The organism is Mycolicibacterium duvalii (assembly GCF_010726645.1).
Lineage (GTDB): Bacteria > Actinomycetota > Actinomycetes > Mycobacteriales > Mycobacteriaceae > Mycobacterium > Mycobacterium duvalii.
Genome location: NZ_AP022563.1, coordinates 3,838,110 through 3,864,982, shown reverse-complemented (window position 1 = coordinate 3,864,982; position 26,873 = coordinate 3,838,110). Strand labels below are relative to the sequence as shown.

27 protein-coding genes are annotated in these 26,873 nt (G+C 69.3%); 15 read left to right on the top strand and 12 right to left on the bottom strand.

The genetic code is table 11. From position 1 onward, the window contains the following. Position 1: 1 nt before the first annotated feature. From menE to G6N31_RS18125, 7 genes are all read right to left on the bottom strand, one after another. The gene (gene menE, locus G6N31_RS18155; protein WP_163722477.1) at positions 2–1,165 is read right to left on the bottom strand and encodes an o-succinylbenzoate--CoA ligase; all 1,164 of its coding nucleotides are present in this window, start codon (positions 1,163–1,165) and stop codon (positions 2–4) included. A 16-nt stretch (positions 1,166–1,181) separates the two neighbouring features. Further along, entirely contained in the window at positions 1,182–1,565 is a 384-nt protein-coding gene (locus G6N31_RS18150; RefSeq protein ID WP_098000753.1) for a VOC family protein, read from the bottom strand. Positions 1,566–1,587: 22 nt separating this feature from the next. Beyond that, positions 1,588–3,126, bottom strand: coding sequence for a long-chain-fatty-acid--CoA ligase (locus G6N31_RS18145; protein WP_098000751.1), 1,539 nt, complete (start codon positions 3,124–3,126; stop codon positions 1,588–1,590). Next, positions 3,123–4,010, bottom strand: coding sequence for an SDR family oxidoreductase (locus tag G6N31_RS18140; RefSeq protein ID WP_098000749.1), 888 nt, complete (start codon positions 4,008–4,010; stop codon positions 3,123–3,125). The genes G6N31_RS18145 and G6N31_RS18140 overlap by 4 nt, the downstream gene beginning before the upstream one ends. Before the next feature lie 67 nt (positions 4,011–4,077). Beyond that, positions 4,078–5,001 (bottom strand): 1,4-dihydroxy-2-naphthoyl-CoA synthase, encoded by a 924-nt coding sequence (locus G6N31_RS18135; RefSeq protein WP_098000747.1) that lies wholly within the window; start codon positions 4,999–5,001, stop codon positions 4,078–4,080. A 4-nt stretch (positions 5,002–5,005) separates the two neighbouring features. Next, complete coding sequence (locus G6N31_RS18130) at positions 5,006–5,452, bottom strand: nitroreductase family deazaflavin-dependent oxidoreductase (protein WP_098000745.1); 447 nt, start codon at positions 5,450–5,452, stop codon at positions 5,006–5,008. Positions 5,453–5,463: 11 nt separating this feature from the next. Then, positions 5,464–6,174 carry an HAD family hydrolase gene (locus G6N31_RS18125; RefSeq protein WP_098000743.1) on the bottom strand — a complete coding sequence of 237 codons (711 nt, stop codon included), beginning with the start codon at positions 6,172–6,174 and terminating at the stop codon, positions 5,464–5,466. A gap of 42 nt (positions 6,175–6,216) precedes the next feature. Here G6N31_RS18125 and G6N31_RS18120 point away from each other — a divergent pair, with 42 nt between their 5' ends. The 4 genes from G6N31_RS18120 to G6N31_RS18105 are packed head-to-tail and all read left to right on the top strand — an operon-like array spanning position 6,217 to position 9,267. Beyond that, on the top strand, positions 6,217–6,960 hold the full coding sequence (locus G6N31_RS18120) for a glycosyltransferase family 2 protein (protein ID WP_234815136.1): 744 nt from the start codon (positions 6,217–6,219) through the stop codon (positions 6,958–6,960). Continuing rightward, the gene (locus G6N31_RS18115; RefSeq protein WP_098000741.1) at positions 6,957–7,898 is read left to right on the top strand and encodes an acyl-CoA dehydrogenase family protein; all 942 of its coding nucleotides are present in this window, start codon (positions 6,957–6,959) and stop codon (positions 7,896–7,898) included. Before G6N31_RS18120 ends, G6N31_RS18115 begins: the two co-directional genes overlap by 4 nt. Next, entirely contained in the window at positions 7,895–8,644 is a 750-nt protein-coding gene (locus G6N31_RS18110) for a PIG-L deacetylase family protein (RefSeq protein WP_098000739.1), read from the top strand. The genes G6N31_RS18115 and G6N31_RS18110 overlap by 4 nt, the downstream gene beginning before the upstream one ends. Before the next feature lie 32 nt (positions 8,645–8,676). Further along, positions 8,677–9,267 carry an SAM-dependent methyltransferase gene (locus tag G6N31_RS18105; RefSeq protein WP_098000737.1) on the top strand — a complete coding sequence of 197 codons (591 nt, stop codon included), beginning with the start codon at positions 8,677–8,679 and terminating at the stop codon, positions 9,265–9,267. Here the strand turns inward: G6N31_RS18105 and G6N31_RS18100 are convergent. Further along, on the bottom strand, positions 9,261–10,511 hold the full coding sequence (locus G6N31_RS18100) for a hypothetical protein (protein ID WP_098000735.1): 1,251 nt from the start codon (positions 10,509–10,511) through the stop codon (positions 9,261–9,263). The genes G6N31_RS18105 and G6N31_RS18100 overlap by 7 nt on opposite strands. A gap of 22 nt (positions 10,512–10,533) precedes the next feature. Then, positions 10,534–11,751 (bottom strand): CynX/NimT family MFS transporter, encoded by a 1,218-nt coding sequence (locus G6N31_RS18095; RefSeq protein ID WP_098000733.1) that lies wholly within the window; start codon positions 11,749–11,751, stop codon positions 10,534–10,536. Between the two features lie 47 nt (positions 11,752–11,798). Here G6N31_RS18095 and G6N31_RS18090 point away from each other — a divergent pair, with 47 nt between their 5' ends. Next, positions 11,799–12,524, top strand: coding sequence for a FadR/GntR family transcriptional regulator (locus tag G6N31_RS18090; RefSeq protein ID WP_098000731.1), 726 nt, complete (start codon positions 11,799–11,801; stop codon positions 12,522–12,524). A gap of 5 nt (positions 12,525–12,529) precedes the next feature. Here G6N31_RS18090 and fadD8 read toward each other — a convergent pair whose 3' ends face one another. The 3 genes from fadD8 to G6N31_RS18075 form a co-directional block, all read right to left on the bottom strand. Then, complete coding sequence (gene fadD8 / locus G6N31_RS18085) at positions 12,530–14,173, bottom strand: fatty-acid--CoA ligase FadD8 (RefSeq protein WP_165776212.1); 1,644 nt, start codon at positions 14,171–14,173, stop codon at positions 12,530–12,532. 66 nt (positions 14,174–14,239) lie between these two features. Continuing rightward, positions 14,240–14,530 carry a hypothetical protein gene (locus tag G6N31_RS18080; protein ID WP_098000728.1) on the bottom strand — a complete coding sequence of 97 codons (291 nt, stop codon included), beginning with the start codon at positions 14,528–14,530 and terminating at the stop codon, positions 14,240–14,242. Continuing rightward, entirely contained in the window at positions 14,530–15,180 is a 651-nt protein-coding gene (locus tag G6N31_RS18075; protein ID WP_098000727.1) for a TetR/AcrR family transcriptional regulator, read from the bottom strand. The genes G6N31_RS18080 and G6N31_RS18075 overlap by 1 nt, the downstream gene beginning before the upstream one ends. A 47-nt stretch (positions 15,181–15,227) precedes the next feature. On the opposite strand from G6N31_RS18075, the gene G6N31_RS18070 reads away from it, so the two are divergent. The 10 genes from G6N31_RS18070 to G6N31_RS18025 all read left to right on the top strand — a co-directional run bounded on the left by G6N31_RS18070 (position 15,228) and on the right by G6N31_RS18025 (position 26,831). Next, positions 15,228–16,151: an oxygenase MpaB family protein gene (locus G6N31_RS18070; RefSeq protein ID WP_098000725.1), complete on the top strand. Its 924-nt coding sequence runs from the start codon at positions 15,228–15,230 to the stop codon at positions 16,149–16,151. Between the two features lie 121 nt (positions 16,152–16,272). Beyond that, entirely contained in the window at positions 16,273–17,532 is a 1,260-nt protein-coding gene (locus G6N31_RS18065) for a TetR/AcrR family transcriptional regulator (RefSeq protein ID WP_098001061.1), read from the top strand. Positions 17,533–17,751: 219 nt separating this feature from the next. Continuing rightward, complete coding sequence (locus G6N31_RS18060; RefSeq protein WP_098000723.1) at positions 17,752–18,609, top strand: MlaE family ABC transporter permease; 858 nt, start codon at positions 17,752–17,754, stop codon at positions 18,607–18,609. 41 nt (positions 18,610–18,650) lie between these two features. Then, positions 18,651–19,469: an MlaE family ABC transporter permease gene (locus G6N31_RS18055; protein WP_098001059.1), complete on the top strand. Its 819-nt coding sequence runs from the start codon at positions 18,651–18,653 to the stop codon at positions 19,467–19,469. Then, complete coding sequence (locus G6N31_RS18050) at positions 19,470–21,056, top strand: MlaD family protein (protein WP_098000721.1); 1,587 nt, start codon at positions 19,470–19,472, stop codon at positions 21,054–21,056. Continuing rightward, complete coding sequence (locus G6N31_RS18045; RefSeq protein ID WP_098000719.1) at positions 21,053–22,108, top strand: MlaD family protein; 1,056 nt, start codon at positions 21,053–21,055, stop codon at positions 22,106–22,108. The genes G6N31_RS18050 and G6N31_RS18045 overlap by 4 nt, the downstream gene beginning before the upstream one ends. Then, positions 22,101–23,138, top strand: coding sequence for an MCE family protein (locus G6N31_RS18040; RefSeq protein ID WP_098000717.1), 1,038 nt, complete (start codon positions 22,101–22,103; stop codon positions 23,136–23,138). Before G6N31_RS18045 ends, G6N31_RS18040 begins: the two co-directional genes overlap by 8 nt. Continuing rightward, a complete protein-coding gene (locus tag G6N31_RS18035) occupies positions 23,135–24,250 on the top strand; it encodes an MCE family protein (RefSeq protein WP_098000715.1) in 1,116 nt (371 codons plus the stop codon). The genes G6N31_RS18040 and G6N31_RS18035 overlap by 4 nt, the downstream gene beginning before the upstream one ends. Continuing rightward, entirely contained in the window at positions 24,250–25,584 is a 1,335-nt protein-coding gene (locus tag G6N31_RS18030) for an MlaD family protein (RefSeq protein WP_098000713.1), read from the top strand. Before G6N31_RS18035 ends, G6N31_RS18030 begins: the two co-directional genes overlap by 1 nt. Further along, positions 25,581–26,831, top strand: a complete 1,251-nt coding sequence (locus G6N31_RS18025; protein ID WP_098000711.1) for an MlaD family protein — start codon at positions 25,581–25,583, stop codon at positions 26,829–26,831. Before G6N31_RS18030 ends, G6N31_RS18025 begins: the two co-directional genes overlap by 4 nt. Positions 26,832–26,873 lie beyond the last annotated feature (42 nt).

Genomic DNA, 26,873 nt, shown 5'->3' with positions numbered 1-26,873 from the left:
ATCATGCCGTCGACGACCCCGGCCCGGCCCCGTACGTGCGGGCCAGCGCGCGGCGGTCCACTTTGCCGATGCCGTGGCGCGGCAGCGTTTCGACGATGTGCAGCTCCCGCGGGGCGGCTGTCGGCGCCAAGCGCCCCGCGACGTGTCTGCGGATGTCCTCCAGCGTCAACGTCGCTGCGGGTTCGAGCACCACCGCCGCGACCACCCGCTGACCCAGCCGCTCGTCGGCGACCCCGAACACCGCGCACTCGGCCACCGCGGGGTGGGTGTGCATCGCCGCCTCGACCAGATCCGGCAGCACGGTCAGGCCGCCGGTGCTGATTCCGTCGTCGGCGCGGCCCAGCACCCGGAGAACGCCGGCGTCGTCGATCATGCCGACGTCGTCGGTGCGGAACCAGCCGGTCTCGGCGAACGGGTCCGGCGTGACCGGGTTACGGTAACCCAGCGCCACGGTGGGCCCGCCCAGCGAGATCCGGCCGGTCTCCGAGACCGTCACGCTGACCCCGGCCAGCGGGACACCGTCGTACACGCAGCCGCCCGCGGTTTCGCTCATGCCGTACGTCCGCACCACCGGAACCCCTGCCGCGGAAGCCTTTTCGGACAGCGACACCGGCATCGGGCCGCCCCCGATCAAGACCGCGTCGACATCGGCCAGCGCGTCAGCGGCCGCCGGATCGCGCAGGGCCTTGTCCAACTGCGCGGCCACCAGCGACACATAACGGCGGCCGCCACCCAGAGTGGCGACGGCCGAGACCAACTCGGCCGGCTCGAAGCCGGGGCGAACCGCGACCGGATCGACCCCGGCGATCAGGCTGCGCACCAGCACCTGGAATCCCGCCACGTGATAGGCCGGCAGCGCCAGCAGCCACCGGCCCCGACCGCCCAGCCGGTCATGCGTCGCGCCGGCGCTGGCCGTCAGCGCCGCCGCCGAGAGCAACGCGCCTTTCGGCGCACCGGTCGTACCCGACGTCGACAACACCACCGCGACCGCGTCATCGATCGGCTCGCCGGCCCGCAAAACCGTTGTCAGCAGCGAGGTTTGTGTGGCGTCGGTGGCCGGCACCGGCAACGCGCACACCCGCCCGGCCAGCACGTCGGAGACCACCGGCAGCGCGGACAACGCGGCCGGGCCGGAATCGATCGGGAGGGGGCGCAGCGTGGCGATGGCGGGTCCTGGAGGGCTAACGGGTGTCGCGGCGCAGCGGATGATCCTCGGGTACCTGCACGAAGATCAGGGCCACGCCGTCCGGGTCGGTCACGTGCATCTCGTGCAGACCCCACGGCTCCCGCCGCGCCTCCCGCGCGATAGCGACTCCGCGCGAGCGCAACTCGTCCTGAGTCGCGGCCAGGTCGCGCACCTGCAGCCACAGCGCGCCGGGGAAGGGCGGCGCCCCGGCGGCGGGGCTGCCGTGCCCGGCGATCTCGATCAGCGACTGACCCGCATAGAACACTGTGCCGCCGGCGTATTCGCGGGCGACCGCCAAGCCGAGTTGGTCCCGGTAGAAGGACACCGAACGGGCGTAGTCCTGCGGGCGGAACAGCACCCGGCTGGCCAGGATCTCCATGAAGTCGTGTCTACCATGCGCGTCAGCCGATGTGGCGATCCGCGTCGGCCCAGTACGGTTCGCGCAGCGCGCGTTTGAGGATCTTGCCGCTGGGCGTGCGGGGCAGCGCGTCGACGAGATCGACGCTCTTGGGCAGTTTGAAGCCGCCGAGCCGCGCGCGGGCGAAGGCGATCAATTCGGCGCCGTCGAGCGTGGCGCCGGCGGTGGGTACCACCACGGCCTTCACGGCCTCGCCCCAGCGCCGGTCGGGCACCCCGATGACGGCCACGTCGGCCACCTCGGGGTGGGTCATCAGCACGTTCTCGACTTCGGCGGGGTAGACGTTCTCGCCGCCGGAGACGATCATGTCCTTGACCCGATCGTGCAGGTAGAGGTAGCCGTCGGCGTCGAGGTAGCCGGCGTCGCCGGTGCGCAGCCAGCCGTCGGGGGTCAGGGTGGCCGCGGTGGCGTCGGGATTGTTCCAGTAGCCCAGCATGTTCTGCGCCGACCGGGTCCAGACCTCGCCCACCGAGCCCACCGGCAGCTCGGCGCCGTCAGTACCGACGATGCGAACCTCGACCCACGGATACGGTCGTCCGCACGAGCGCAGCAGATGGGGCTGGTGCTCGGCCCCGTCGAGCTGCGTGATCGACCCGGTGGTCTCGGTCATCCCGTACACCTGGGCGAAGATGCCGCCGAACCGCTCGATGCCGCGCAGCAGCACGTCGTCGCTGATCGGGGACGCGCCGTAGACGATCAGTCGGACCCAGGAAAAATCGGCGTTCGCCACGCCGGGGGTGTCGAGCAGCGACGCGATCACCGCGGGCACCAGCAGCATGTTGGTGACGCGGTGGCGGGCGATCGCGTCGAGGATCTCGGATGGCACGACGTCGCGCAGCAGCACCGTCGCGGCACCTTCCCACAGCCCAGCGAACACCCACCCGGAGCCTGCCATGTGGAACAGCGGCATCACCGCCAGGCTGACCGCGTCGGCGTCGAGCTGCCAGGGCCCGGCGGCCACACCGCCGGTCTTGCACACGTAGTTGGCGTTGCTGAGCATCACGCCTTTGGGCAGTCCGGTGGTGCCCGAGGTGTACATCAGGAACACCAGGTCGTCGGCCGCGGTGCGCACTCCGGGGTCGACGGCGGGATGGCCGGCCACCCAGTCGGTGAAGTCGGGCCAGCGCGCGTGCGTGCCGACGGCGATCACGGTCGCGTCGATGTCGGCTTCGATGGCCTCGAGGTGGGCGAAGAACTCGGCGCCGACGACAACGGCCGCGGCGCCGCTGTCGACGAGAATGTGGCGCATCTCCGGTGCGGCCAGCCGCCAGTTCACCGGCACGCCCACCGCGCCGAGCTTGGCCAGACCGAACGCGACGTCGAAGAACTCGGCGCCGTTCTTGTCGACGAACGCGACTCGGTCGCCGGGGCCGATGCCGGCGGCGGCGAAGGCCTGCGCAGCCCGGTTGGAGCGGGCGTCGAGCTCGCCGAAGGTGATGACCTCCTCGCCGACGATCAGCGCCGGCGCGTCGGGCCGCTGCCGCGCGTGGACCCGGACGATGTCGGCGACGGTGTCGATCATCGGTCTTTCGGCTGCACCCGCTGGCGCTTCATGATGGTGTCCACGGCGGCCGGGGCGATGCTGTTGAGCGCGTGCGCGGTGACCGCGATGCGCGGCGCGATGTGGACGGGCCGGTGCCGAGCGGCGGTGACCATCCAGCCGGCGGCCTCGTCGGCCGACAGCCCGGGCAGCCCCTGGTAGGCCTTGGTGGGTGCGATCATCGGCGTCTTGACCAGCGGGTAGTACAGCGTGGTCGCGTGCACGCCCCGGTCGGCCCACTCGGTCTCGATGATCCGGCTGATCGACGACAACGCGGCCTTCGATGCGTTGTACACGCCGAACAGCGGCGGGGACTCGGTCTTCACGCCCCAGGTCGACACGTTGATGATGTGGCCGTCGCCGCGCTCGAGCATCCCGGGGGCCAGTCCGCGGATCAGCCGCAGCGGCCCGTAGTAGTTCAGGTTCATCGTGCGCTCGACGTCGTGCCAGCGTTGCAGCGACTCGGCCAGCGGCCGGCGGATCGACCGGCCCGCGTTGTTGATCAGGATGTCGACGCCGCCGAACTCCGCGTCGACGTCGGCGACCAGACGGTCGATGGCGTCGAGGTCGGACAGGTCGCAGGCGTGTGCCCGGCCGGCGCCGCCGGCGTCGGTGATGCGCCCGACGAGCGCGTCGAGCAGGTCCTGCCGCCGGGCCACCACGATGACCGTGGCGCCGCGGCGGGCCAGCTTCTCTGCCGCGGCTTCGCCGATTCCCGACGATGCGCCGGTCAGCAGGATCCGCTTGCCGGCCAGGTCGACCGGGGTGTGCGCGGGCCGGTACTGCAGCAGGGTCGGCAGCACCGGGGGACGCATGCTGGTCAGCAGCACCTGGTCGGCCAACCGCCGGAGCGGATTCCTACTCACGTCTCGTCCTCTCGTGATTTCGGCGTGATTGTCGTCGCCCAGCGTCGATAACCACGCCGAAATCGCATCAGAAATAGCGGGGGAACGGCGACCAGTCCGGGTCGCGCTTCTCCAGGAACGCGTCGCGGCCCTCCACGGCCTCGTCGGTCATGTAGGCCAGCCGGGTGGCTTCGCCGGCGAACAGCTGCTGACCGACCAAGCCGTCGTCGAGCAGGTTGAGCGCGTACTTGAGCATTCGGATGGCCTGCGGCGACTTGCCGTTGATCTCCGAAGCCCACTGCAACGCAACGGTTTCCAGCTCTCCATGCTCGACGACCGCGTTGACCGCACCCATCGCGTGCATCTGTTCGGCGGTGTAGGGGCGGCCCAAAAAGAAGATCTCCCGGGCGAACTTCTGCCCGGTCTGGCGGGCCAGATACGCGCTGCCGTAGCCGCCGTCGAAGGAGCCCACGTCAGCGTCGGTCTGCTTGAAGCGGGCGTGCTCCCGGCTGGCCAGCGTCAGGTCGCACACCACGTGCAGCGAGTGCCCGCCTCCGGCGGCCCAGCCGTTGACCAGGCAGATCACCGGCTTGGGCATGAAGCGGATCAGCCGCTGCACCTCAAGGATATGCAGCCGGCCCGCGCGGGCCGGGTCGACGGTCTCGGCGGTGTCCCCGGACGCGTACTGGTAGCCCGAGCGGCCCCGGATGCGCTGGTCACCGCCCGAGCAGAACGCCCAGCCGCCGTCCTTGGGCGACGGACCGTTGCCGGTCAACAGGATCACCCCGACGTCCGACGACATCCGGGCGTGGTCGAGCACCCGGTACAGCTCGTCGACGGTGTGCGGGCGGAACGCATTGCGTACCTCGGGCCGGTCGAAGGCAATACGCACCGTGGGCTGCCGGGCGCCGTCGGCGACGTGGCGGTGGTAGGTGATGTCGGTCAGGCCGTCGAAGCCGGCCACCGGCTCCCACAGGCTCGGGTCGAACGGGTTGCTCGCAACGTCGGTCACGGGGTCACACGCTATCGAAGCGGAACACCGGGCAGCGCCCCGCCAGCGCTTCGAACTCGTCGGGGTGGGGTCCGGTCACCAGGCCGGCGTTGCGCATGAAGCTCACCCCGGTAGGCACCAGCACCGGGAACTGCCGCAGCAGCGGCCGGGCCTGCTCGACGGGCAGCTCGACGAGGCGGACAGGCTCGCGCCGGCGACCCCACAGAACCTCCGCCTTCGGGTTGGCCTGCGCGTTGCGCACCCAGTCGGCGCCGGGCAGCCCACCCACGACGTAGCGGTGGCCGTCCACCTCGAACGGTGTGACCGGTACCGAGCGCGGCTGCCCGGACCTGCGGCCGGTGACCACCAGCACCACCGGCCCGTCCTTGAGCAGTCCGGTCCGGTTCAGCAGGATCATCACCTTGTTGACGTGCTTGAGCCACCACGGCGGCCGAATGCGATCGCTACCCATGCTCATCGAAGTTACGCCGGCAAAGTGATGCCTGTAGCGCTGAGCGCGGCGCGCAGGCCGTCGGGACGTTCGGCTGTCGGCAGTGGGTCGACCAGGGCGAAGTGGCAGCCCACAGAGCGCGCGCCGCCGTCGGCTTCGTCGCTGTCACCCACCATCAGCGCCCGGTGCGGCGGCACCCCGAGCCGCTCCAGCGCGGTCCGGAAGATCGCCGGGTCGGGTTTGACCACGCCGACTTCGAAGGACAGCACGAACTCGTCGACGGCATCGGCCACCCCGAGTGCGTGAAACGCCGGCCGCACGTCGAACGCGATGTTGGACACCACGGCGGTCTTGATGCCGCGCCGGCCCAATCCGTCCAGCACCGCCCCGGTGTCCGGGTAGGGCGTCCAGCACCGCGGGTCGATCACCCTGCCGTACAACGCTTCTGCGTGGTGGCGGGCCAGGCCGGACTGCTGCAGCACATGCAGATAGGCCTCCCGGTGCAGGTGCGGCGCCAGGTCCCGGTTGACCCACGCCTGCAGCGCCTCCGGTGTCATCGACACCGACCGTCCGGTCGGTGCAGTCAGCCGCCGCATCAGCTCGGCCTGCACGTGGCCGTCGATCTCGCGGTCGTTCTCGGTGTCCAGCGTCATCCCGGCGAACCAGCTGTCGTCCTCTTCCAGCCGGAACAACGTCCCGGAGAAGTCGAACAGGACGGCCTGGTGGTCGGTCACGTCTCCCATGGTGCCAGGTGTGAAATCGACGCTCAGCGGCTAAATAGCGATGTGACCGCGATCGACTTGCCACCGCCGATCGTCGTGGTGGTCCCGGCGCACAATGAGGCCACTCATCTGCCGCGTTGTGTCCGCGCCCTGATGATGTCAGCGCTGTGCGTGCCGAACCCGGTCACCATCGTCGTGGTCCTCGACGCGTGCACCGACGGCAGCGCCGCACTCGCCGAAGAGTTCTCCCCGGAGGTGCACTTCGTCGAAGTCGACGCCGGGAATGTCGGGGCGGCGCGCGCGGCGGGCTTCGAGTACGCCCGTACCTCGCTGCCCGCGGTGGGCGAGGACGCCTGGTACGCGACCACCGACGCCGACAGTGTGGTCAACACGGACTGGTTGGTCCGGATGACAGACGCCGACCGTCACGGCGACGCGGACATGGTCCTCGGCGTCGTGCACATCCCGGTGTGGCGGCATTTCTCGCCGGCCGCCGCACGCCGCTATCTGCGCGCCTACCGCGCAAAAGGTGATCGCGGCGAGGGGCATGGCCACATCCACGGTGCCAACATGGGTTTCCGTGCCCGCGCCTACTGGCACGTCGGCGGATTCCGCCCGCTGTCCAGCAGTGAGGACGTCGATCTGGTGCGCCGATTCGAGGACGCGGGGCGGGTCGTGCACCGGGACCGGCACCTGTCGGTGGCGACGTCGGACCGGCGCAACGGCCGCGCCCCCGGCGGGTTCGCCGAGCACCTCCGCGACGTCGATGACCCGGACGGCACCCACCCATCGGGCGTGAGCGCATGAGCGCGCTGCTGGTCCGCGACTGGCTGGCCGCCGGTGAGCTGGACCTCCCGTTGCCTGGTCAGGGCGCGACGGCAGACCGGTGGGAACGGCTCAGCGCACTGGCTGAAGTCGACCTGGTGGCTGCGAGGCTGGCCGAGGCGCACACCGACGCGGCGGCCATCCTGGCCGAACTGGGCGGCCCCGCGCCGGCGCCGGACCAACTGTGGGGCGTATGGGCCGCGGAGTCCAGTGAGGAAGGGCTGACCGCTACCGACGGCGTTCACGGCGTGCTTCTCGACGGGACCAAGCCCTGGTGCTCGGGAGCGGGGCTGTGTTCGCACGCCCTGGTGACTGCGCACCGGGGGTCCGGCCAGCAGGGGCTCTATGCGGTGGATCTCAGCGCTGCGGGCGTGCGGGGCCTGCCTGGCACGTGGGTAGCCCGTGGAATGGCCGAATCCGACACGCGCGCCGTGGAATTCACCGCGGTGCCGGCGGTCGCGGTGGGCGGACCGGGCGAGTACCTGAGCCGGCCGGGCTTCTGGCATGGCGCGATCGGGGTGGCAGCGTGTTGGCTCGGGGGCGCCCGTGCGGTGGGCGCGGTGTTGTACGAGCGGGTGCGCAGCGGTCGCGCCGACGCACACACCGCGGCTCACCTCGGGGCTGTGGACGCCGCGCTCAGTGCCGCGGCTGCGACGCTGACGGTCGCCGCGAAGGAGGTGGACGCCGACCCGGCGAACCGTTCGGGGCGCGCAGAATTGGTGGCTCGCCGGGCCCGCGCGGTGGTGGAGACGGCGGTCGACGAAACTCTCACCCGCACCGCTCGCGCGCTCGGCCCGGCGCCGCTGTGCCTGGACGACGAGCACGCGCAGCGGGTCGCCGACCTGAGCGTCTACGTCCGGCAGAGTCACGCAGAGCGGGACCTGGAACGGTTGGGTGTGCTGGCCGCGGAGGCGGCATGAACACCGCGCGGCTCGCGGCCCAACCGCTCGCCGATGGTGGCACCGCCGTGCAGGAATGGGTCGAGTCACCGTTGTCGCTGCCCGAACTCGACATGCGGGGGTGCGCGGGGCTGGTGGTGGTCGGCGCCCACCCCGACGACGAGACACTCGGTTTCGGAGCCGCCATGGCGATGCTGGCCGAGACGGGTACGGAAGTGCAGATCGTCTCGGCCAGCGACGGTGGGGCGGCGTTCCCGGAGGCGTCGCGCGCCCGGCGCAACCAGCTCGAGCAGCAACGGCGAGCCGAGTTATGCCGGGCTGCAGTGGTTCTCGGGGTCAGGTCGCCGATCGGACTGGGGCTGCCCGACGGCGAGATCGCCCAGCATGAGGGGCGCCTGGCCGACCTGCTCACCGACCTCTTGGCCGCCCGGCCGGCCGGCACCTGGTGTGCTGCGACGTGGCGGGGTGACGGTCATCCCGATCACGAGGCCGTGGGCCGGGCGGCGGCGGTCGCGGCGTCTCGCACCGGAGCCGTCCTTGTCGAATACCCGGTGTGGATGTGGCATTGGGCGCGGCCCGGCGACCCCGCCGTGCCGTGGAGTACGGCGTCGGCGGTGGCTGCCTCCGCGACGGCACTGCGCCGCAAAACTGCTGCCGCCGAATGCTTCCGCAGCCAGTTCGTGCCTCCGGCCCCCGGTGTGGCGCCGGTCCTGCCCGAGTATGTGCTGTCGCGGCTGCTGGCCGTGGGAGAGGTGGTCTTCCGCTGACACCCCGTCTCCCCGACAGCTATTTCGACCGCATGTACGCCCAGGCGGGCGACCCCTGGCGCCTGGAGGATCGGTGGTACGAGCGACGCAAGTACGACATCACCACGGCCCTGCTGCCCTTCGCCCGTTATCGGCACGCCTTCGAGCCGGGATGCTCTGTCGGGGTGCTCACGCAGCGACTCGTCGGCCGCTGCGACCATGTCACCAGTACCGATGTCAGTGTCGTCGCGCTCGACGCCACCTCCCGGCGCCTGCACGACGCGCGCGTGCGGGACCGGGTCACCCTGTTGCGCGGGTCGCTCGATCAGCCCTGGCCGACCGGACCTTTCGACCTCGTGGTGCTCTCCGAGGTCTGCTACTACCTGCAGCCCGCGAGGCTGCGGGAGGTGCTCGAGCGTGAGGTGCCGCGCCTGCGGCCGGCGGCGACGGTGCTGGCCGCGCATTGGCGCCACGACGTCGCGGATTACCCGATGAACGGCGATGAGGCCAACGACATCATCGGCGCTGCCGAAGGATTGCACCACCTCGGCGGCTACCGTGACGCCGATGTGGTGATCGATGTCTTCGACACCGCGGGTGCACTGTCGGTGGCCGCCCGCACCGCGGTGCCCGGCGCTCAATAGCCGAGTACCGAGCCGACGTCGGATCTCTCCCAGAGATTGAGGAAGTTGGTCATCATCAACAGCCGGCTGCGGATCTGCTCGTTTCCGGCGATTGCCGGGTCGAAGCGGTCGGGCACCGAGTCCGGCAGCACTTTGAGCAGGAACCCCGGCACGTCGAGTAGCCAGGTCGTCCCCATGATCGCGACGTAAGCCAGCAGGTGGTCTCGGAGCACCGCCGCATCGAGGCGGGGTCCACCCGCGGCGGCGTACTCGGCGAGGAAGTGCTGTAACAGATGCTCGAAGTGACTGTCCCACATCGCTGTTTCCGCGCTGCACAGCGCGCCCCACACCGCCATCGCCAGGTTCATCCGCCCCACGCACCCCCAGTCCAGCAGCCCGCAATGCAACCGGTCGCCGGCGCGCCAGAACCAGGCGTTGTCGACGTTGGCGTTCCAGTGGCACAGCGCGACGGCATCAGCGTCGACAGCCAGGCGATCCCAGAGTGCGTCGTTCCGCGCGGTAATGACGGCGACGTCGTCGCGCAGGTGCGAGAGGAATGCCGCCGAAACGATGTGCGGCGGAAGCAGGCCCGGGTGCCGGCCGGCGAGTTCGCCCAGCAGATCGACGCGGCGGCGCAGCTGGTCGGCCGAGTAGGGCACCCGGTCCCCGACCGACAGCGATCGGATGTCGACGGCGAAGTCCGCCCCCGCGCCGACCAGGCCGGACTTGTCGCTACCGGCCAGGCGGCCCAGCGCGCTGAACAACGCCTCGTAATGTTGCAGCGGTTCGGGCATCGAGTAGTCGGCGCACTTGTCGTACTGCTCTTCGATCCCGTTGCTGCCGAACGTGATCCGCTCGGTGATCAGGATGCCGCTACCGGTTCCGGTGTGATAGTCGGCGAACAGGCAGCGCGGCACCGCGATCGGGAACGTCGCAGCGCGGGACAACAACGCGAAGCGGATCTCCAGCTCCATCTGGCCGCGTCCGAGATCGCGTGCAGGGTCGTCGAAGTCACGGGAGAACTTGACGAACAGTTGTCGCGGCAGCCGGCCGGGTCCGCGATAGGAGACCGTCAGCAGCGCCTTGCGCCCGGTGCTGCCGCCGTGAAACTCGGCGATGTCGTCGAGCGCGACGACGGCGTCATCGTCGGCGAGGGCGCCGGCACGTCGAAACGCCGCGGTGAGGAACGCCGGCCCCGCTTCCTGCAGCGACGCGGCGTCGGTGGGGAAGTCGAGACCGAGATGATCACCGGGGCAGCTGCGCATGCGGTGATTGTGCCGGGGGCCGTCACACGTAGCGGTGGCGCCCCGCCAACGCTCCGGTCGCGGTCTGCACGATGTAGACCATCAGGAACATCGCCCACGGGACGGTCCACCCGTGGGTCAGGTCGTGCAGTAGACCGAACAGGAACGGGCCGGTACCCGCGATCAGGTAGCCGATGCCCTGCGCCATGCCGGAGAGCGCCGCGGTGTCGGCGGCGGTGCGGGCGCGCAGCCCGATCACCGCCAGCGCCAGGGAGAACGCGCTCAGCCCGGTGCCGAGCAGCACGCTCCACAACAGCGGGTGCGCCGCCGGTGCCAGCATCAGACCGAGGGTGCCGGCGAAACCGAACACGGCCACGCCGACGATCCAGCCGCTCTGGCTGGAGCTGCGGGCCGCGAGCGGAGTCAGCACCAAGGACAGGGGCACCCCGATCAGCGACGTCACCGCCACCAGCAGGCCGGCCTGCACCTTGTCGATGCCGTTGTCGATGAAAACCTGTGGCAGCCAACCCATCATGATGTAGGCCATGAACGCCTGGCAGCCGAAGAAGACGGTGACCGTCCACGCCAGCGGATTGCGCAGCAGCGACGGACGGGCCGCGGCGGGTCGGCTGTGGACGGCCCAGGCGGTGCGGTGGCGGGCGGTGGCCGGAATCCACACCGCCAGCGCCAGCAGCGACACCACCGCCCACGCCATCAACGCTTCCCGCCAGCCGCCCAGCGGCTGCTCCAGACCCGGAGTCGCCGCGGAGCCGAGCGCGCCGCCGCCCTGCAGCGCCGCGGTGTAGATGCCGGTCATCAAACCGATCCGGGCGGGGAAGGACGCCTTGATCACCACGGGGATCAGCACGTTGGCCAGCGCGATACCGGCGCAGGCGATCAGGGTCGCCCCGACGACGACCAGCGCGCCGCCGATGCCGCGCAGCATCAGGCCGGCGGTCAGTGCGACCAGCGCCGTCGAGATCGCCCGGCCGAGACCGATCCGCGAGGACAGCCACGGCGCCGCGAGCCCGGCGCCGGCGAAGCACAGGGCGGGCAGCGTCGTCACCAATCCGGCCCAGGTCGCCGACACCGCCAGGTCGCCGCGGATGTCGGCGAGCAGGGTCGCGATGCTGGTCACCGCGGGACGCAGGTTCAGCGCCGTCAGAACCACGGCGATCGCGAGCAGTGCGCCGCCGGCGACCGACGTGCTTCGTGACGGGGTGGGCGCGCCGACGGTCGTCGGCTGCCGGTCGGTACGCATCCTGGTACCGTGCCATACATCCCATGATTGGACGAAAGGATATTCGTGTGCCGTTGAGCACAGCCCGGCGCTCGGGTCTGGTCGAGCAGGTCATCGAGCAGCTCCGGCACGCCATTGCAGGCGGGCAGTGGCGCATCGGGGAACGGATACCCAACGAGACGGTCCTGGTGGAGAAGCTCGGGGTGGGCCGCAACACGGTGCGGGAGGCGGTGCGTGCGCTCGCCCACGCCGGCCTCCTCGACGTTCGCCAGGGTGACGGCACCTACGTGCGCGCCACCAGCGAGGTGTCCGGCGCGCTGCGCCGACTGTGCGGAACCGAACTGCGCGAGGTTCTCGAGGTGCGCCGGGCGCTGGAGGTGGAGGCCGCCCGCCTGGCCGCCGCCCACCGCACCGCGGCCGACGTCGCGGAGATGCGCGCGCTGTTGGCGCGTCGCGACGAGCATGCCGCCGACGACACCGAGGAGTTCGCGCGCGTCGACGCCGCATTCCACCTCGCCGTGGTGCGCAGCTCAGGCAACCGCACCCTCACCGAGCTGTACCGGGGCCTGATGGAGGCGGTCACCGCCAGTGTGGTGACCACTGGGCCGGTGGAGCACTGCGATCACTGCGCGCTGCTGGACCAGATCGCCGCCGGGGACGGCGAGCGGGCTGCGCGCACCGCCGGCGAGTTCCTCGACCGGATCCTCGCCGCGTCACGTCGGCCGGCCGCCGAGTGTGCAGATTCTGACGCATCTGCCGAGTGGACGCGTCAACAAGCGCACACTCGGCGCTGACTTCATCAGCCGACCGAACGCCCCGCGTCGGCCCAGAACTGAGCCCGCACCGCCTTTTTGTCCGGCTTGCCGAGCGCGGTGATCGGCACCGAGTCGGTCACGACCACCTGCTTGGGCACGTGCACCGAACCCTTGCGCTCCTTCACCGATGCCTGGATCTCGGCGATCATGAGCTCCACTGCCGCGGCGTCCGAATCAGCGTCGGGCCGCAACACCACCACGGCCGTCACCGCCTCGCCCCACTTGTCGTCCGGAGTGCCGATGACGCACACCTGGGCCACCGAAGGATGTTCGGCCACAACGTCTTCCACTTCACGGGGGAACACGTTGAACCCGCCCGTGACGATCATGTCCTTGGTGCGGTCGACGATGTAGTAGAAGCCGTCCTCGTCCTCGCGGGCCAGGTCGCCGGTGTGCATCCAGCCGTCCCGGAACGTGTCCGCGGTGGCCTCGGGCAGGTTCCAGTACCCGCCGGACAGCAGCGGCCCGGACACGCAGATCTCGCCGACCTCGCCCTGGGGCACCGGCCGGCCGTCGGAGTCGAGCAACGCCACGCGCGCGAACAGTGTCGGCCGCCCGCACGACGTGAGCCGCTTCTCGTCGTGGTCCTTCTTCGACAGGTAGGTGATCACCATCGGTGCCTCGGACTGGCCGTAGTACTGCGCGAAGATCGGGCCGAAGCGGCGGATCGCCTCCTTGAGCCGGACCGGGTTCATCGCCGAGGCGCCGTAGTAGACGGTCTCCAGCGACGACAGATCGCGGGTGTGCGAATCCGGGTGGTCCATCAGCGCGTAGATCATCGACGGCACCAGCATCGTCGCGGTGATCTTCTGCTCTTCGATGACGCGCAGCACCTCGGCGGGGTCGAACTTCGTCATCACCCGCAGCTCACCGCCTTTGACGATCACCGGGGTGAAGAAGGCGGCGCCGGCATGCGACAACGGTGTGCACATCAGGAAACGGGGGTTCTCCGGCCATTCCCACTCGGCCAGCTGCACCGTGGTCATCGTGGTGATCGACTGCGTGGTGCCGATGACGCCCTTGGGCTTGCCGGTGGTGCCGCCGGTGTAGGTCAGCCCGCCGATGTGATCGGGCGGCAGATCGGCGGCGACCAGTGGCTGGGCCGGGTACTTCGCGGCTTCGGCGGTCAGGTCGACCGCGGTGACGTCGGCCTCGGCGAGCTCGGGCGGCACCGGGCCGATGGTCAGCACCTGCTTGAGCGACGGCACCTTCTGCACCAACCCCAGAGCCCGCTCGACGAACATCGGGTTCGGGTCGATGATCAGCGACGTGACCTCCGCGTCGGTGAGCACGTAGGCGTGGTCGTCGAGGGAACCCAGAGGGTGTAGGGCCGTGCGCCGGTAGCCCTGGGTCTGGCCGGCGCCGATGATCATCAGCACCTCGGGGCGGTTCAGCGACAGCAGCCCGACCGCCGCACCGGTGCCGGCGCCCAGCGCCTCGAACGCCTGGATGTACTGGCTGATGCGGTCGGCGAGTTCGCCGCCGGTCATCGTGGTGTCGCCGAGGAACAGCACCGGCCGGTCCTTGTGCCGCCGCAACGCCCCGGCGGTGAGGTGTCCGGAGTGCAGGAAATGACGGAGCATCGGGTCCGACGAGCGCTGGCGCGAGGAGGCATCGACTGCGGTCATGGCTACAGACTAGAACGTGTTCCAATTCCAGCAGAAGGGTCCGGGCGGAATCGCCGCGAAGTCGCGCTAGAGCACCCCGCACCCGGCGGCGCCGCACACGAGCGCGCTGCCCAGCAGCAGCGGCCACAGTGCGACCGTGGCGGCCACCGCGATCAGATCGGCGAAGACGGTGAACTGTGGGTTGAGCACCGATTCGACCTGAACCAGCACGGGAATGTGCAGCCCGGTGTACACCACGCCGAACGCGATGTAGATCAGCGCCGCCAGCAGCGCGCGGTCCAGCAACGAGGTGGCGTTGCCTCCGGCTCGGTATGCGTGCAGGAAGCGCCGCTTGGGGGTGAACTCGTCGTCGTCCATCAGGCGAAACAGTCCTGCGGCGGATTCGGCCAGGGCCGAAGGTAATTCAGGGCCATGGCCGAGATCTCGTCGAGGAAGCGCTCGCGCGGGATCGGGGGCCGGTCGAGAATGTAACGGACACAGAGGTGTTCGACCATCCGCACCAGCATCCAGGACGCGGTGTCCAGCGGTGCGTCCGGCCGGACCTGTTTCCGGTTGATGGTCAGATAGGCCACCGTCAGCTCACCGATGCGCTGCTCGAACGCCAGGAGTTTGCCCCCGGTGCCCAGGCGCGGTGTCTGCTCCATCACCGCGCGGAGGAACTCCGGGTGCACGTCGAGAGCGTCGAGCAGCGCCGCAATGGACTCGCGGACGTAGTCGGGTGCCGACAGGGTCAGACGTTCGGCGACGCTGGCGGCCACCCGCGCCGACAACTGATCGCTGTAGCGGTCGATCACCGCGCCGGCGATCGCGTCCTTGTTCGGGAAGTACTGGTACAGCGAGCCGGGGCTGATCCCCGCGGCCTGGGCGATGCGGTTGGTCGACGCGCCGTCGTAGCCGTGGGTGATCAGCACCTGCCGGCCCGCATCGAGGATGCGTTCCACCATCTCGCGGGAGCGCTGCTGGCGCGGAGCGCGGCGCGGAGCCGCCGGAGCCGGATCGCCGGTCATCGAAATGCGAATTGAACGCGAGTGATAGCTCGTGTGACCATGACGTCATGGTGGCACACGACGAGGGTGGGGCGCGACGGCCCCTGGGGGCACAGTCGCTGCTGTGGCGGTGGGCGGGGGACATGCGCATCGCGTTCGAGGGCGGCCCTGCCGGGTTGTTGCAGACGATGCACCCGGCCATCGGTCATGGTCTGATCGACCACTCCGACTTCTTCGACGATCCCGTCGACCGGGTGTTCCGTTCGCTGCCCGGGATCGTGGGCACGGTCTACGACGGACCGCAGGCCGACGCGACCGGCCTGCGGGTCCGCGACTTCCATCACCACATCAAGGGCGAACTGCCCGATGGAGGTCGCTACCACGCCCTGCACCCCGAGACGTTCTGGTGGGCGCACGCCACATTCCAGCGCATGGTGGACCGGATCGCCGAGCACTGGGACGGTCGTCGCCTCAGCGCGTACGAGCGCGAGGAACTCTACGCCGACGGGTGCGAGTGGTACCGGCGCTACGCGATGACCGACACCGTGGTGCCACCCGACCGGGCGGCGTTCGAGGCCGAGGTCGACCGGTATTGCGCCGAGGTGCTGCAGCCCAATCCGGCGTCGGACTATCTCATCGAGTTCATCGGGCGCAGCGCCATCCCGGACATGAGCGCATCCCCGGACTATCCGACCCATCCGCGCCTGCGACCGCTGGCCAACCTGCTGCTGCCCACCCTGCCGGTGCGCGCTGCCCTGGCGCCGCCGTTGCGTCTGGTCATCTTCGGCGGACTGCCACCGCTGGTGCGCGAGCGCTTCGACATCCGGTGGACCCGCGCCGACGAGGCGGCCTACCGGGCCATCCGGGCGACGGTCCGGACGGCGTGGCCGGCGGTGCCCGCGGCGTTCAAGTGGTATCCGCAGGCCCGCAAAGGCTGGCTGCGCGAGCTGGGTTCGGTGCCACGGACATTCACCGCCGAAGGGATTGCCTGATCTGAGAGACCCGTCGTCGGCGCCGGCGCGCGACCGCGCCGCGGCGTCAACAAGTGAATGACCGTTCGTTAGAACAGTGGATTGTCTCCGCGAGGGAGCGCGCCGCGTTAGGGTGTGCCGTATGGCAACGTCTGCGGCCGTCCGCGACGATCGCAGGCGTCCCAAGGATCGTAAGCAGCAGATCGCCCGGGCGTCAGCGGAAGCGTTCAGCGAGTTGGGCTACCACGCGGTCAGTATGGAGGACATCGCGTCGCGGGTGGGCGTAACGGCCGCCTCGCTGTATCGCCACTACTCCGGCAAGTACGACCTGTTCCGCGCTGCCGTGCTCGGGCTCGGCGAGCAGCTGGTCTCGGCCACCGACTTCGCCGACGACGACACCACGTCCGCACCCGGGGACCTCTGGGAGCGCATCGTTGCCGCGTTGATCGACACGTCGATCAAGACCCGCTCCAGCGGAGGGCTCTACCGCTGGGAGGCACGCTATCTTGCGCCGGCCGATCAGACGGTCCTCAACGATCAGGTGAAGCTGGTCAACCGCCGGTTGCAGCGACCGCTGTCGCAGCTGCGGCCCGGGCTGGACAGCCGGCAGCGATGGACCCTGACGGCCTCGGTGCTCAGTGCCCTGGCCAGCATCACCGACCACCGGGCCAAGCTTGCAGCCAACGAAATGCGTCGGTTGCTGGCCGACATGGCCCGGCAGCTGCGCGACGCCGATCTGCCGCCGCACCCCGTCGACGACGAGCCAGGACCCGCGCCGCGCCGGTGCGTCGACACCGCCGGTGAGTACGAGATGATCCTTGCCACCGCGCTGCGGCTGTTCAACGAGCACGGATACCGCGAGACCGGGATGGACGACATCGCCGCGGAAATCGGGCTGCCGGCCTCGAGCATCTACCGCTTCTTCAGCGGCAAGGCCGCGATCCTGACCGCGATCTACCGGCGGGCCGCCGACCGGGTGTCCGGCGATGCGAGCGCGATCCTGACAACGGCACCGGACGCCCGCACGGCCGTCGAGCGACTGATCGACGCGTACGTGTGGAGGTCCTTCGCTGAGCCCGAGCTGGCGTACGTGTACTTTGCCGAGCGGATCAACGTCCCACCCGAGGACCGGGCGGCCCTGCAGAACATCCAGCGGGCCACGGTCGAGGCATGGGTGCGTCAGGTGGTCGCCGCGCGCCCGGCGCTGTCGGCCGTCGAAGCCAGATTCGCTGTGCACGCCGCGCTGGGACTGGTCGTCGACATCGGACGGTTGGTCGGCTACCAGAACACCGAGGCGTCGCGGCAGACCGTCGCCGGACTGCTGCGGGTGCTCCTGCTCGCCGAGGGCGGCGACAAATCTGCGCATCCGTCAATCTCTGGCGACGCGGCTCCATCCGCGTAATAAGTTAATGAAAGATTCCCGAAACCTTGACGCAATCGTCGCGACGGTCATACGGTGACGACCATCGACGACTTGGTCACTTAAGTTGCTCAAGCGGGTGGGGCATCGGAATCGGAAGGCGTGGAACGTGGGCCTGTCATGCGCCTCGGCGAACGGCACGCACGGCCTCGTCTTCCGCGTCCTGCGTCGGGAAGCGCTGCGACGGAGCGGACTTCGGGCATGACGACCGGGGATCAGCCGGTCCGCCGCGATGATTCCGTGCACGTCATGGCCGACTGGGCCGGCGGGTACGTGCGGCGCCACCCGCTGGCGTCGCTGAGCACGGTCGGCGAACAGTTCGTCCTCGGTGTCCGGACGCTGCAGTACTTCTTCCTCGATCTGTTCACCGGGCGCTTCCAATGGCAGGAGTTCATCCGGCAGGGCGCGTTCATGGCCGGCACCGCCGTGCTGCCAACAGTGTTGGTGGCGTTGCCGATCGGGGTGACCTTGTCGATCCAGTTCGCGCTGCTGGCCGGGCAGGTGGGCGCGACCTCGCTGGCCGGCGCGGCCAGCGGGCTGGCGGTAATCCGGCAGGCCGCGTCGCTGGTGGCCGCGATCCTGATGGCCGCCGCGGTCGGATCGGCGATCACCGCCGACCTCGGCTCCCGCACGATGCGCGAGGAGACCGACGCCATGGAGGTGATGGGCGTCTCCGTGGTCCGGCGCCTGGTGGTCCCGCGGTTCGCCGCCGCGATCATGATCGGTGTCGCGCTCACCGGCGTGGTGTGCTTCGTGGGCTTTCTGGCCAGTTACCTGTTCAACGTGTACTTCCAGAACGGCGCGCCGGGCAGCTTCGTGGCCACCTTCGCATCGTTCACCACCACCGGCGACATGATCGTCGCCTTGATCAAGGCGGTGATCTTCGGCGCGATCGTCGCGGTGGTCGCCTGCCAGAAAGGGCTGTCCACCCAGGGTGGTCCCACCGGTGTCGCGAACTCGGTCAACGCCGCCGTCGTCGAATCCATCCTGGTGCTGATGGTCGTCAACGTGGCGGTCAGCCAGCTCTACATCATGATGTTCCCCCGGGTCGGGCTGTAGCAGTGGCCGCCTCGACATTCTCTCCGGCGGTGCTCGGCGGCATGCGGCGTGCCTACCGGCGCACCACCGCGCCGGTCATCCGGCTCGGCCACATGCTGGTGTTCTTCGTCCGCGCGCTGGCCGGGATACCCGTGGCGTTCCGGCACTACCGCAGCGAGTTCGTCCGGCTGCTGTCCGACATCGCCTGGGGCAACGGCTCGTTGGTCGTCGGCGGCGGCACAGCCGGCGTCGCCGTCGTGCTGGGCATCACCGTCGGCGCGCTGGTCGGGATCGAGGGCTACAACTTCCTGGACCTGCTGGGGCTGGGACCGGCGACCGGCATCATCTCGTCGCTGGTCAACACCCGAGAGCTGGCTCCGATCGCGGCGTCGCTGGCCTTCGCCACCCAGGCCGGCTGCCGATTCACCGCGCAGTTGGGGTCGATGCGCATCGCCGAGGAGATCGACGCGCTGGAATCCCTTGGCATCCGGCCCATCCCGTACCTGGTGACGACGCGGTTGATGGCTTCGGTGGTGGCGGTCATCCCGCTCTACGTCGTCTGCCTGGCGGTCAGCTATCTGACCACGCAGGTCGTCGTGCAGGTGATCAGCGGCGGCTCCACGGGGTCCTACCTGCACTACTTCACACTGATGCTGTCCGGTCAGGACATCGTGTACTCGGTACTCAAGACGATCGTCTTCGTCTGGATCGCCTCGACGGTGCAGTGCTACTACGGCTACTACGCCAGCGGCGGTCCGGTCGGGGTCGGTGTCGCCGCCGGCCATGCCATGCGCGCCAGCATCACCGTCGTGATCATGGTCAACATGCTGCTCACGATGGCGTTGTGGTCGGTGGACGCCGGGGCGAGGTTCGGGGGCTGAATGGCGAATTCCTTCGAGCTGGACGGGCGCGGGCCCACCGACCGGCAACTGCTCGGCTGCGGGGTGGCGCTGCTGGCCGTCGTCGCGCTGGTCACCGCGACGCTGTTGGTCAAGTCGACAGGTCGGCTGGAACCGGTGGTGCGCGTCGTCGCGGCCATGGTCAACGTCGGTGACGGTCTGCCGCAGCGCTCCGACGTGAAGTACCACGGGGTGCTGGTCGGTGCGGTCACCGATGTCACGCCCGCCGTGGACGGTGACCCGAACTTCGTGCACATCGACCTGAAACGGGAATACGCCGGATCGATCCCGGCCGGGGTGACCGCGCGGGTGGTGCCCAGCAACGTGTTCGCGGTGTCCTCTGTCCAGCTCGTCGACAGCGGCGCGCCCGGCGGGCCGGCGATCCCGCCCGGCGCCGTCATCCCGGAGAACACCGAGCTGCCGACCGTGCTGTTCCAGACCACGATCACCAAACTGCGCGACATCCTCGCCGCGACCGGGCGCGGCCGCGAGGACCACACGATCGGCATCCTCGCCGCGGTGAACGCGGCCACCGAGGGGCGTCGCACCGAATTGCTCACCAGCGGTGCGCAATTGAACCGGATGGTGGAGGAACTCGACAAGATCGTCGCCACCGAGCCCGGACCGACCACGGTGTCGGCGCTCGTCGACGCGACCCGCGGGCTCGCGCAGACCGCACCCGATCTCGTCGACGCGCTGCACCAGGCAGTTGCGCCGATGCGCACGTTGGTCGAGCAGGACGCACAGCTGACCTCGATGATCAACGGCGGCATCACCACGGTCGGCACCACCCACACCGCACTGAGCAATCACACCGACCGGATGGTGCGGATCACCTCGGAGTTGACCCCGGTTCTCGGCAGCCTCGCCCAAACGGCCCACCACTGGGTGCCGGCGTTCGTCAAGTTGAACGGCCTGTCGGACAAGTTCTTCGACGAGGTGTGGATCCACGAATACGACATCGGCAACATGCGGATAAACCTGTCGTTGACCCCGACCTACAGCTACACCAGGGCCGACTGCCCGCAGTACGCCGGGCTCAAGGGACCGAGTTGCTTCACCGCGCCACTGGTCCCGACCCGACCCGAACTGCCCGATCAGCTGTTGCCGCAGAACTACCAGCCGCCCAAGGATCTTGCGCCGCCCGCCGGCACCGAGATCGGCCCGAACGGCAACCTCGTCGCCGTCGGCCCGCCGCTGGTGAACCCCAACCCCAGCCTGGCGGATCCGAATCCGCCGCTGCCACCGTGGATGCCCCCGTCGCCACCGGTGCCCGGCACCGCCAATCCCGTGCTCGCCCCGACCCCGCAACCGCCGGTGCCGTTGTCTCCGATCGCCCCGGTGGCGCCCAAGCCTCCGCACATGCCCCCGCGCCCGCCGGCGCCCGCGCCCGCCGCGCCGGCGTCGTTCGGCGGCAGCGTCGGTCCCGTCGGCAGCCAGTACGAACGAGATCAGCTGGGCCGCATCACCGGGCAGCCGGCGACGGTGGCCACCCAGCTGCTGCTCGGCCCGGTGACCCGCGGCATGACGGTGTCGGCTGCCGTAACCAGCGGCGAGGAGCCTCGATGAAATACCGCGGTGCGCTGATCGGTTTGTCGCTGTTCATGGTGGTGTCGCTGACGTTGACGTGGCTGGTGTACGTGACGCTGCGCCGAGACGTCGCCGGCAGCACCGTCCCCTACGCGGCGATGTTCACCGATGTGTTCGGCTTGCGTGAGGGCGACGACGTACGGATGGCCGGCGTACGCGTCGGGCGCGTCGAGAAGATCGAGCTGCAGGGCGATCTCGCGAAGGTCTCGTTCGTGGTGCAGCGCGAACAACAGGTGCTGGGCACCACCGTCGCCTCGGTGACCTACCAGAACATCGTCGGCCAGCGGTACCTCGGACTGTCGCTGGGGCGCACCGGCGATCCGGGCCCGCTGCCGCCGAACAGCGTGATCCCGCTCGAGCGCTCGGACCCGTCGTTCGACGTGACGAAGCTGCTCAACGGCTACGAACCATTGTTCAGCCTGCTCAATCCGCGCGATGCCGACAACCTGACCAAGGGGGTCATCCAATCGCTGCAGGGAGACGAGGCCTCGATCTTCGCGCTGGTCAACCAGACCTCCCAGCTGACCGAGTCGTTCGCCGGCCGCGACGAGGAACTGGGCACGGTGATCACCGACCTGAACACCGTGATGGCCAACATGGCCCAGTACAACGACAGTCTGGATCAGGTTCTCACGCAGGTGCAGTCGGCAGTCTCGACCTTCGACCGGCAGCGGCCCGCCCTGGTGGAATCGACCGGGTCGTTGGCCCGGGTGATGACCCAGCTGTCGACGATCACCGACGAGGTGTACCCGTCGTTGAACGAACTCGTCGAGCGCGAACCCGGCTTCGCCGAGCACCTGGTGAGCATCGAACCGCAGTTGGCCTTCACCGGCGCCAACCTGCCATTGCTGCTCAAGGGATTCGCGCGGATCACCAGCGAAGGCTCCTACGCGACCGCCTACGCCTGCGACCTGAACGCCACCGGGTTCTTTCCCGGCCTCAACGACGTGACACCGATCATCGTCGACGCGGCAACCCCCGGCAACAAGGCCAGATACACACCGAAGTGCAGGAACTTGGCAAATGGCTGAACCGAAGAAGGCCCGGCGGCGGCCGCTGGAAGACCGCAACAAGCTCCTGCTGGGCATCGTCGCGGTCGCCGTGGTGGCGGTACTGGTCGGGGCCCTGCTGCTGGTGAAAGCCGCCGACATCGGTTACCGCCACTACCGGGCGCAGTTCCTGCAGGCCGCCGCGTTACAGCCGGGAAACCCGGTCACCGTGGCCGGTATCCCGGTCGGCGAGGTGACCAGCATGACGCTGGCCGGCGATCACGTCGAGGCGAGCTTCAAGGTGAGCAACGACGTTGCGCTCGGCGAGGATTCGCGCGCCGTCATCAAGGTCACCACCATCCTGGGCTCGCGGTACCTCGCGTTGCAGCCCGCAGGGGACGGCTCGATTGAGGGAGGCACGTTCGACCTGGCGCACACCGAGGTCCCGTACGACCTGCAGGAAGCCCTCACCGACGTCACCACCACCTACGAGCAGGTCGACTCCGACAAGTTCGCCGAGACACTGAGCATTCTGGGCCGACAGATGGAGGGACTGCCGGCGATCGTGCCGCAGGCCATGGAGAACACCCACACGCTGTCGACGATCATCGCCGACCGTCGCGACCAACTCGGTGCGCTGCTGGAGACCACCGAAACGGTCAGCACCACACTGCGCCGGCAGCAGGCCAACATCGCGAGCATGGTCCGCCAGGGCAACGACCTGGTGGGGGAGTTCGTGCTGCGCCGGGCGTCCTTCCACGCCATGATGGCGGCGATCACCAACCTGGTTCAGACCCTGAGCGACGTGGTCATCGACGACCGGCCCGAACTGGAAGCCCTGCTGGTCAACGTCCGCGAGCTCTCCGACATGCTCGCCCAGAACGACGATATGGTCCGCAACATCCTGCAGTCCGCCCCGGTGGCGCTACGCGGGCTGGCCAACGCCACCGGAAACGGCAACGCGGTCGACTTCAACGCCGCCAACGGCTTGCTCATCGATTCGTGGATGTGTGCCATCAGCGGCCGGGCCAAACAGTTGGGCATGATCGAGTACTTCAAGGACTGCAAGTGAGCACCAGGGCGAAGGTCGTTGCGCTGATCGCCACCGTGTGTGCGGTGGCGGTGGTCGTCGCCGCGATCGGACTGTCGTACATGAAGGACCGCCTCGACACCATCTCGGTCACCGCGCAATTCGACAGCGCGGCTGGACTGTACGAAGGCAACACGGTGGCGGTGCTGGGGATGCCGGTGGGCGAGGTCACCAGGATCGAACCGAAAGGTGGATACGTCGAGGTCGAGTTCACCGTGGACGGCGACGTGCGAGTGCCCGCCGATGTGCAGGCGGTGACGATCTCGAACTCCATCCTCACCGACCGGCAGATCGAACTGACCCCGCCGTACCGCGACGGGCCCACCCTGCAGAACCACGACACCATCGGGTTGCACCGCACCAGGACGCCGGTGGAGTTCGCCCGCGTCCTCGACGTGCTCGACAAGTTGTCCACCTCTCTGGAGGGCGACGGCAAGGGCAACGGACCGATCCGTGACGTCGTCGACGCCAGCGCGGCCATCGTCGACGGCAACGGCCAGCAGATGAAAGACGCGCTCGGGGAACTGTCGAACGCGCTGCGGCTGAGCTCCGACCGCGGCGCGGTGACCCGCGACCAGTTGACCGCGGTCATCAAGAACGTGAGTACTCTGTTCGAGGCGGCCGCCGACAACGATGCGACACTGCGCGAATTCGGCTCCAGTGTCCGGCAACTCAGCCAGGTGCTGGCCGACGAGAACTTCGGCACCGGCACCACCGGCAAGAAGATCAACGACGTGGTCAACCAGCTGGGCGAGGTGCTCGACACCCACCGCGACGCCATCAAGCAGATCGTCGCCAACGGTGACACCGCGCTGACGACGACCGTCGACCACCAGCGTGACCTCGCCGAGCTGCTCGATGTGGCACCGCTGACCCTGGACAACATCTACAACGCCATCGACCGGCAGAACGGTGCGCTGCGGGTGCACGTCCTGACCGACAAGGTCCTCTTCGACACCCAGACGGTCAAAGAGATGTGCAACATGATGGGGCTGCGACAACTGGGGTGCAGCACCGGGACCCTGCAGGACTTCGGTCCGGATTTCGGGTTGAGTTACATGCTGGACGGTCTCGCGGCGATGGGGCAGAAGTGATGGCCGGCCGCGCGAAGTCGGTCCTGGCCGTGGTGTTCGTCGCGACGCTGCCGTTGTCCGGTTGCGCCACCGAGGGATTGGCCAGCCTGCCGCTGCCGGCGCCGACCGGCGGTTCGGGCGGCTACACCATCAACGCGGTCTTCTCCAACGCGCTCAACCTGCCGGCGATGGCGAAGGTGAAACTCGGGGGCGCCGACATCGGCCAGATGGAGTCGATGGTGGCGAGCAACTACACGGCGGTGACCACGCTGCGCATCCAGGAAGGCGTCCTGCTGCCGGTGGGCAGCACCGCCGAGCTGCGGTCGGCCACCCCGCTGGGTGACGTGTTCGTGTCGATCAAACCGCCCGGCGACGCCGCGCCCGGCGGCCCGCTGCTCGGCGACGGCGACACCATCCCGATCGAATCCACCACCGCCGCAGCGACGGTCGAGTCGGTGCTGAGTTCGGCGGCCATCCTGGTCAACGGCGGCGCGGTGCGCAACTTCACCAACATCATCAATGGCCTGGGCAAGGCGACCGGCGACCAGGGGCAGGCGTTCGGCGACCTGATCCGCAGGACCAACGACACCCTCGGGACCCTCAACGCGCGCTCCGACGAGATCTCCACGGCCATGACCGAGACGTCGCGGCTGGTCGAACAGCTCGACGCCAAGAACGACTCGCTCAGCGAGGTGATGGACGCCGCCGCTCCGGCCACCAACACGTTGGCCGCCCACACCGATCAGATCGCCGACCTGGTGCTGCAACTCGGCGACACGTCAGCCCAGTTGCGCAAGTTCCCGTCGATCGCGGGCACCGACACCAGCGGCCGCAGCGTTATCGCCGACGCCAACACCCTCGCCGCGGCCTGGAACGACGTGGTGTTGACGCCGGATGCGACGTTGTACGCCCTCAACCGGCTGATGCCCCCGTTCGTCAAGTCCACCACCAGCAACGCGATCGCGGTCCGGGCCAGCATCGACCGGTTGATCCTCGGCTCCATCCCCGACATCGGGTTCGCCGGGGACAAGGGACTGCATGGGCCCAAGCGGTACAACTGGCACCAGATGGTGGGCTCCATCCAGTACACGCTGTTCCGGCTTCAGGAACGGATCGTGGGCAAGGGCCCCGGCGTCCCACAGCTGCCGGTCATCCCCAGCCCTACGGAACCGGGACAGACCGTCACGGTCCCGGGCACCGCCGCACCGCCCCCGGTGCCGCAGGCCCCGCCGGCGCAGATCTGGACGCCGCCACCGACTCCCGCGGTGCAATCCCCGCCGGGACCCGGCGCACCCGCGCCTGCGCCTCCGCCGCCGGCTGCACCCCCGGCCCTCCCGGCTGAGGCGCCGCAGTGATCGGCGCCGTCGCCGACCGCGTCGTCGGGGTGGTCCGGGCCGGTCACCGCCGCCGGGCCTGGCTGTCCGCGGGCGCACTGGTGCTGACCTTCGTCATCGCGACCGCGTACCTGTTTCTCGGTGCGCTGCAGGTCAATCCGCTCGCGTCGAGCTATCGCGTCACCGTGTCGCTGCCGGAATCGGCAGGCCTGCTGCCGAACCAGAACGTCACGATGCGCGGTGTGCCGATCGGCCGGGTCGAACGGCTCGACATCACACCCGCGGGCGTCAACGCCGTGGTGAGCGTCGACTCGTCGGTCGCGGTGCCGGCTTCCAGCGCGGTGCGGGTCTCCGGGCTGTCCCCCGCCGGTGAGCAGTACCTCGACTTCGTCGCCGAGAGCGACCAGGGCCCTTATCTGACCGACGGAAGCGTTGTGGCGCAAGACAACACCACGGTTCCGGTCAGCCTGGCCGAGCTGCTGGCCAACGCCGACGGCGCCCTGCGTCAGGTCGACACCGAGAAGCTCGAGCTCATCAAGAGCGAGCTCAGCTTGACCGAAGCCGGCCCGCAGAAGCTGGCCGACATCATCGACGGCGGCACCTTCCTGCTGTCGACACTGGATTCGGTGTTGCCCGAGACCACCAGCATGTTGCGCACCAGCCGCGTGGTCTTCACATTGGCGGCCGACAAGAACGCCGGCATCGGGGTGGCCTCGCAGAACCTCGACCAGACGTTCGCGGGGGTGAACCGGATGCGCGAGGGCTTCCGGACGTTGACCGAACAGACACCGCAGACCTTGACATCGGTCGACAACCTGTTCGCCGACAACTCCGACACGATGGTGTCGCTGTTGGGCAGTCTGGCCAGCACTTCGCAACTGTTGTATCTGCGGGTCCCGGCGCTCAACGCGTTGTTCCCGGACTACCGGACGTCGGTGCTCGACGCCATCGGTGCCACGATGCACGACAGCGGGCTGTGGGCCATCGGCGACATCTACCCCCGCTACTCGTGCGACTACGGAACCCCGCGCCGGCCACCGGCTTCGGCGGATTTCCCGGAGCCGTATCTGTACACCTACTGCCGCGACGATCACCCCGGCGTGCTGGTCCGCGGCGCCAAGAACGCTCCGCGCCCGGCCGGCGACGACACCGCGGGCCCGCCTGCGGGGGCGGACCTGGGCCGGACCACCGACCCGACACCCAAGGGGCGGTACACCATTCCGACGCCCTACGGTGGCCCGACCCTGCCGATCGAGCCGCCGCGATGACCGAGCGCGACACCAGCATGGACACCCGTGCAGCCAGGAGAT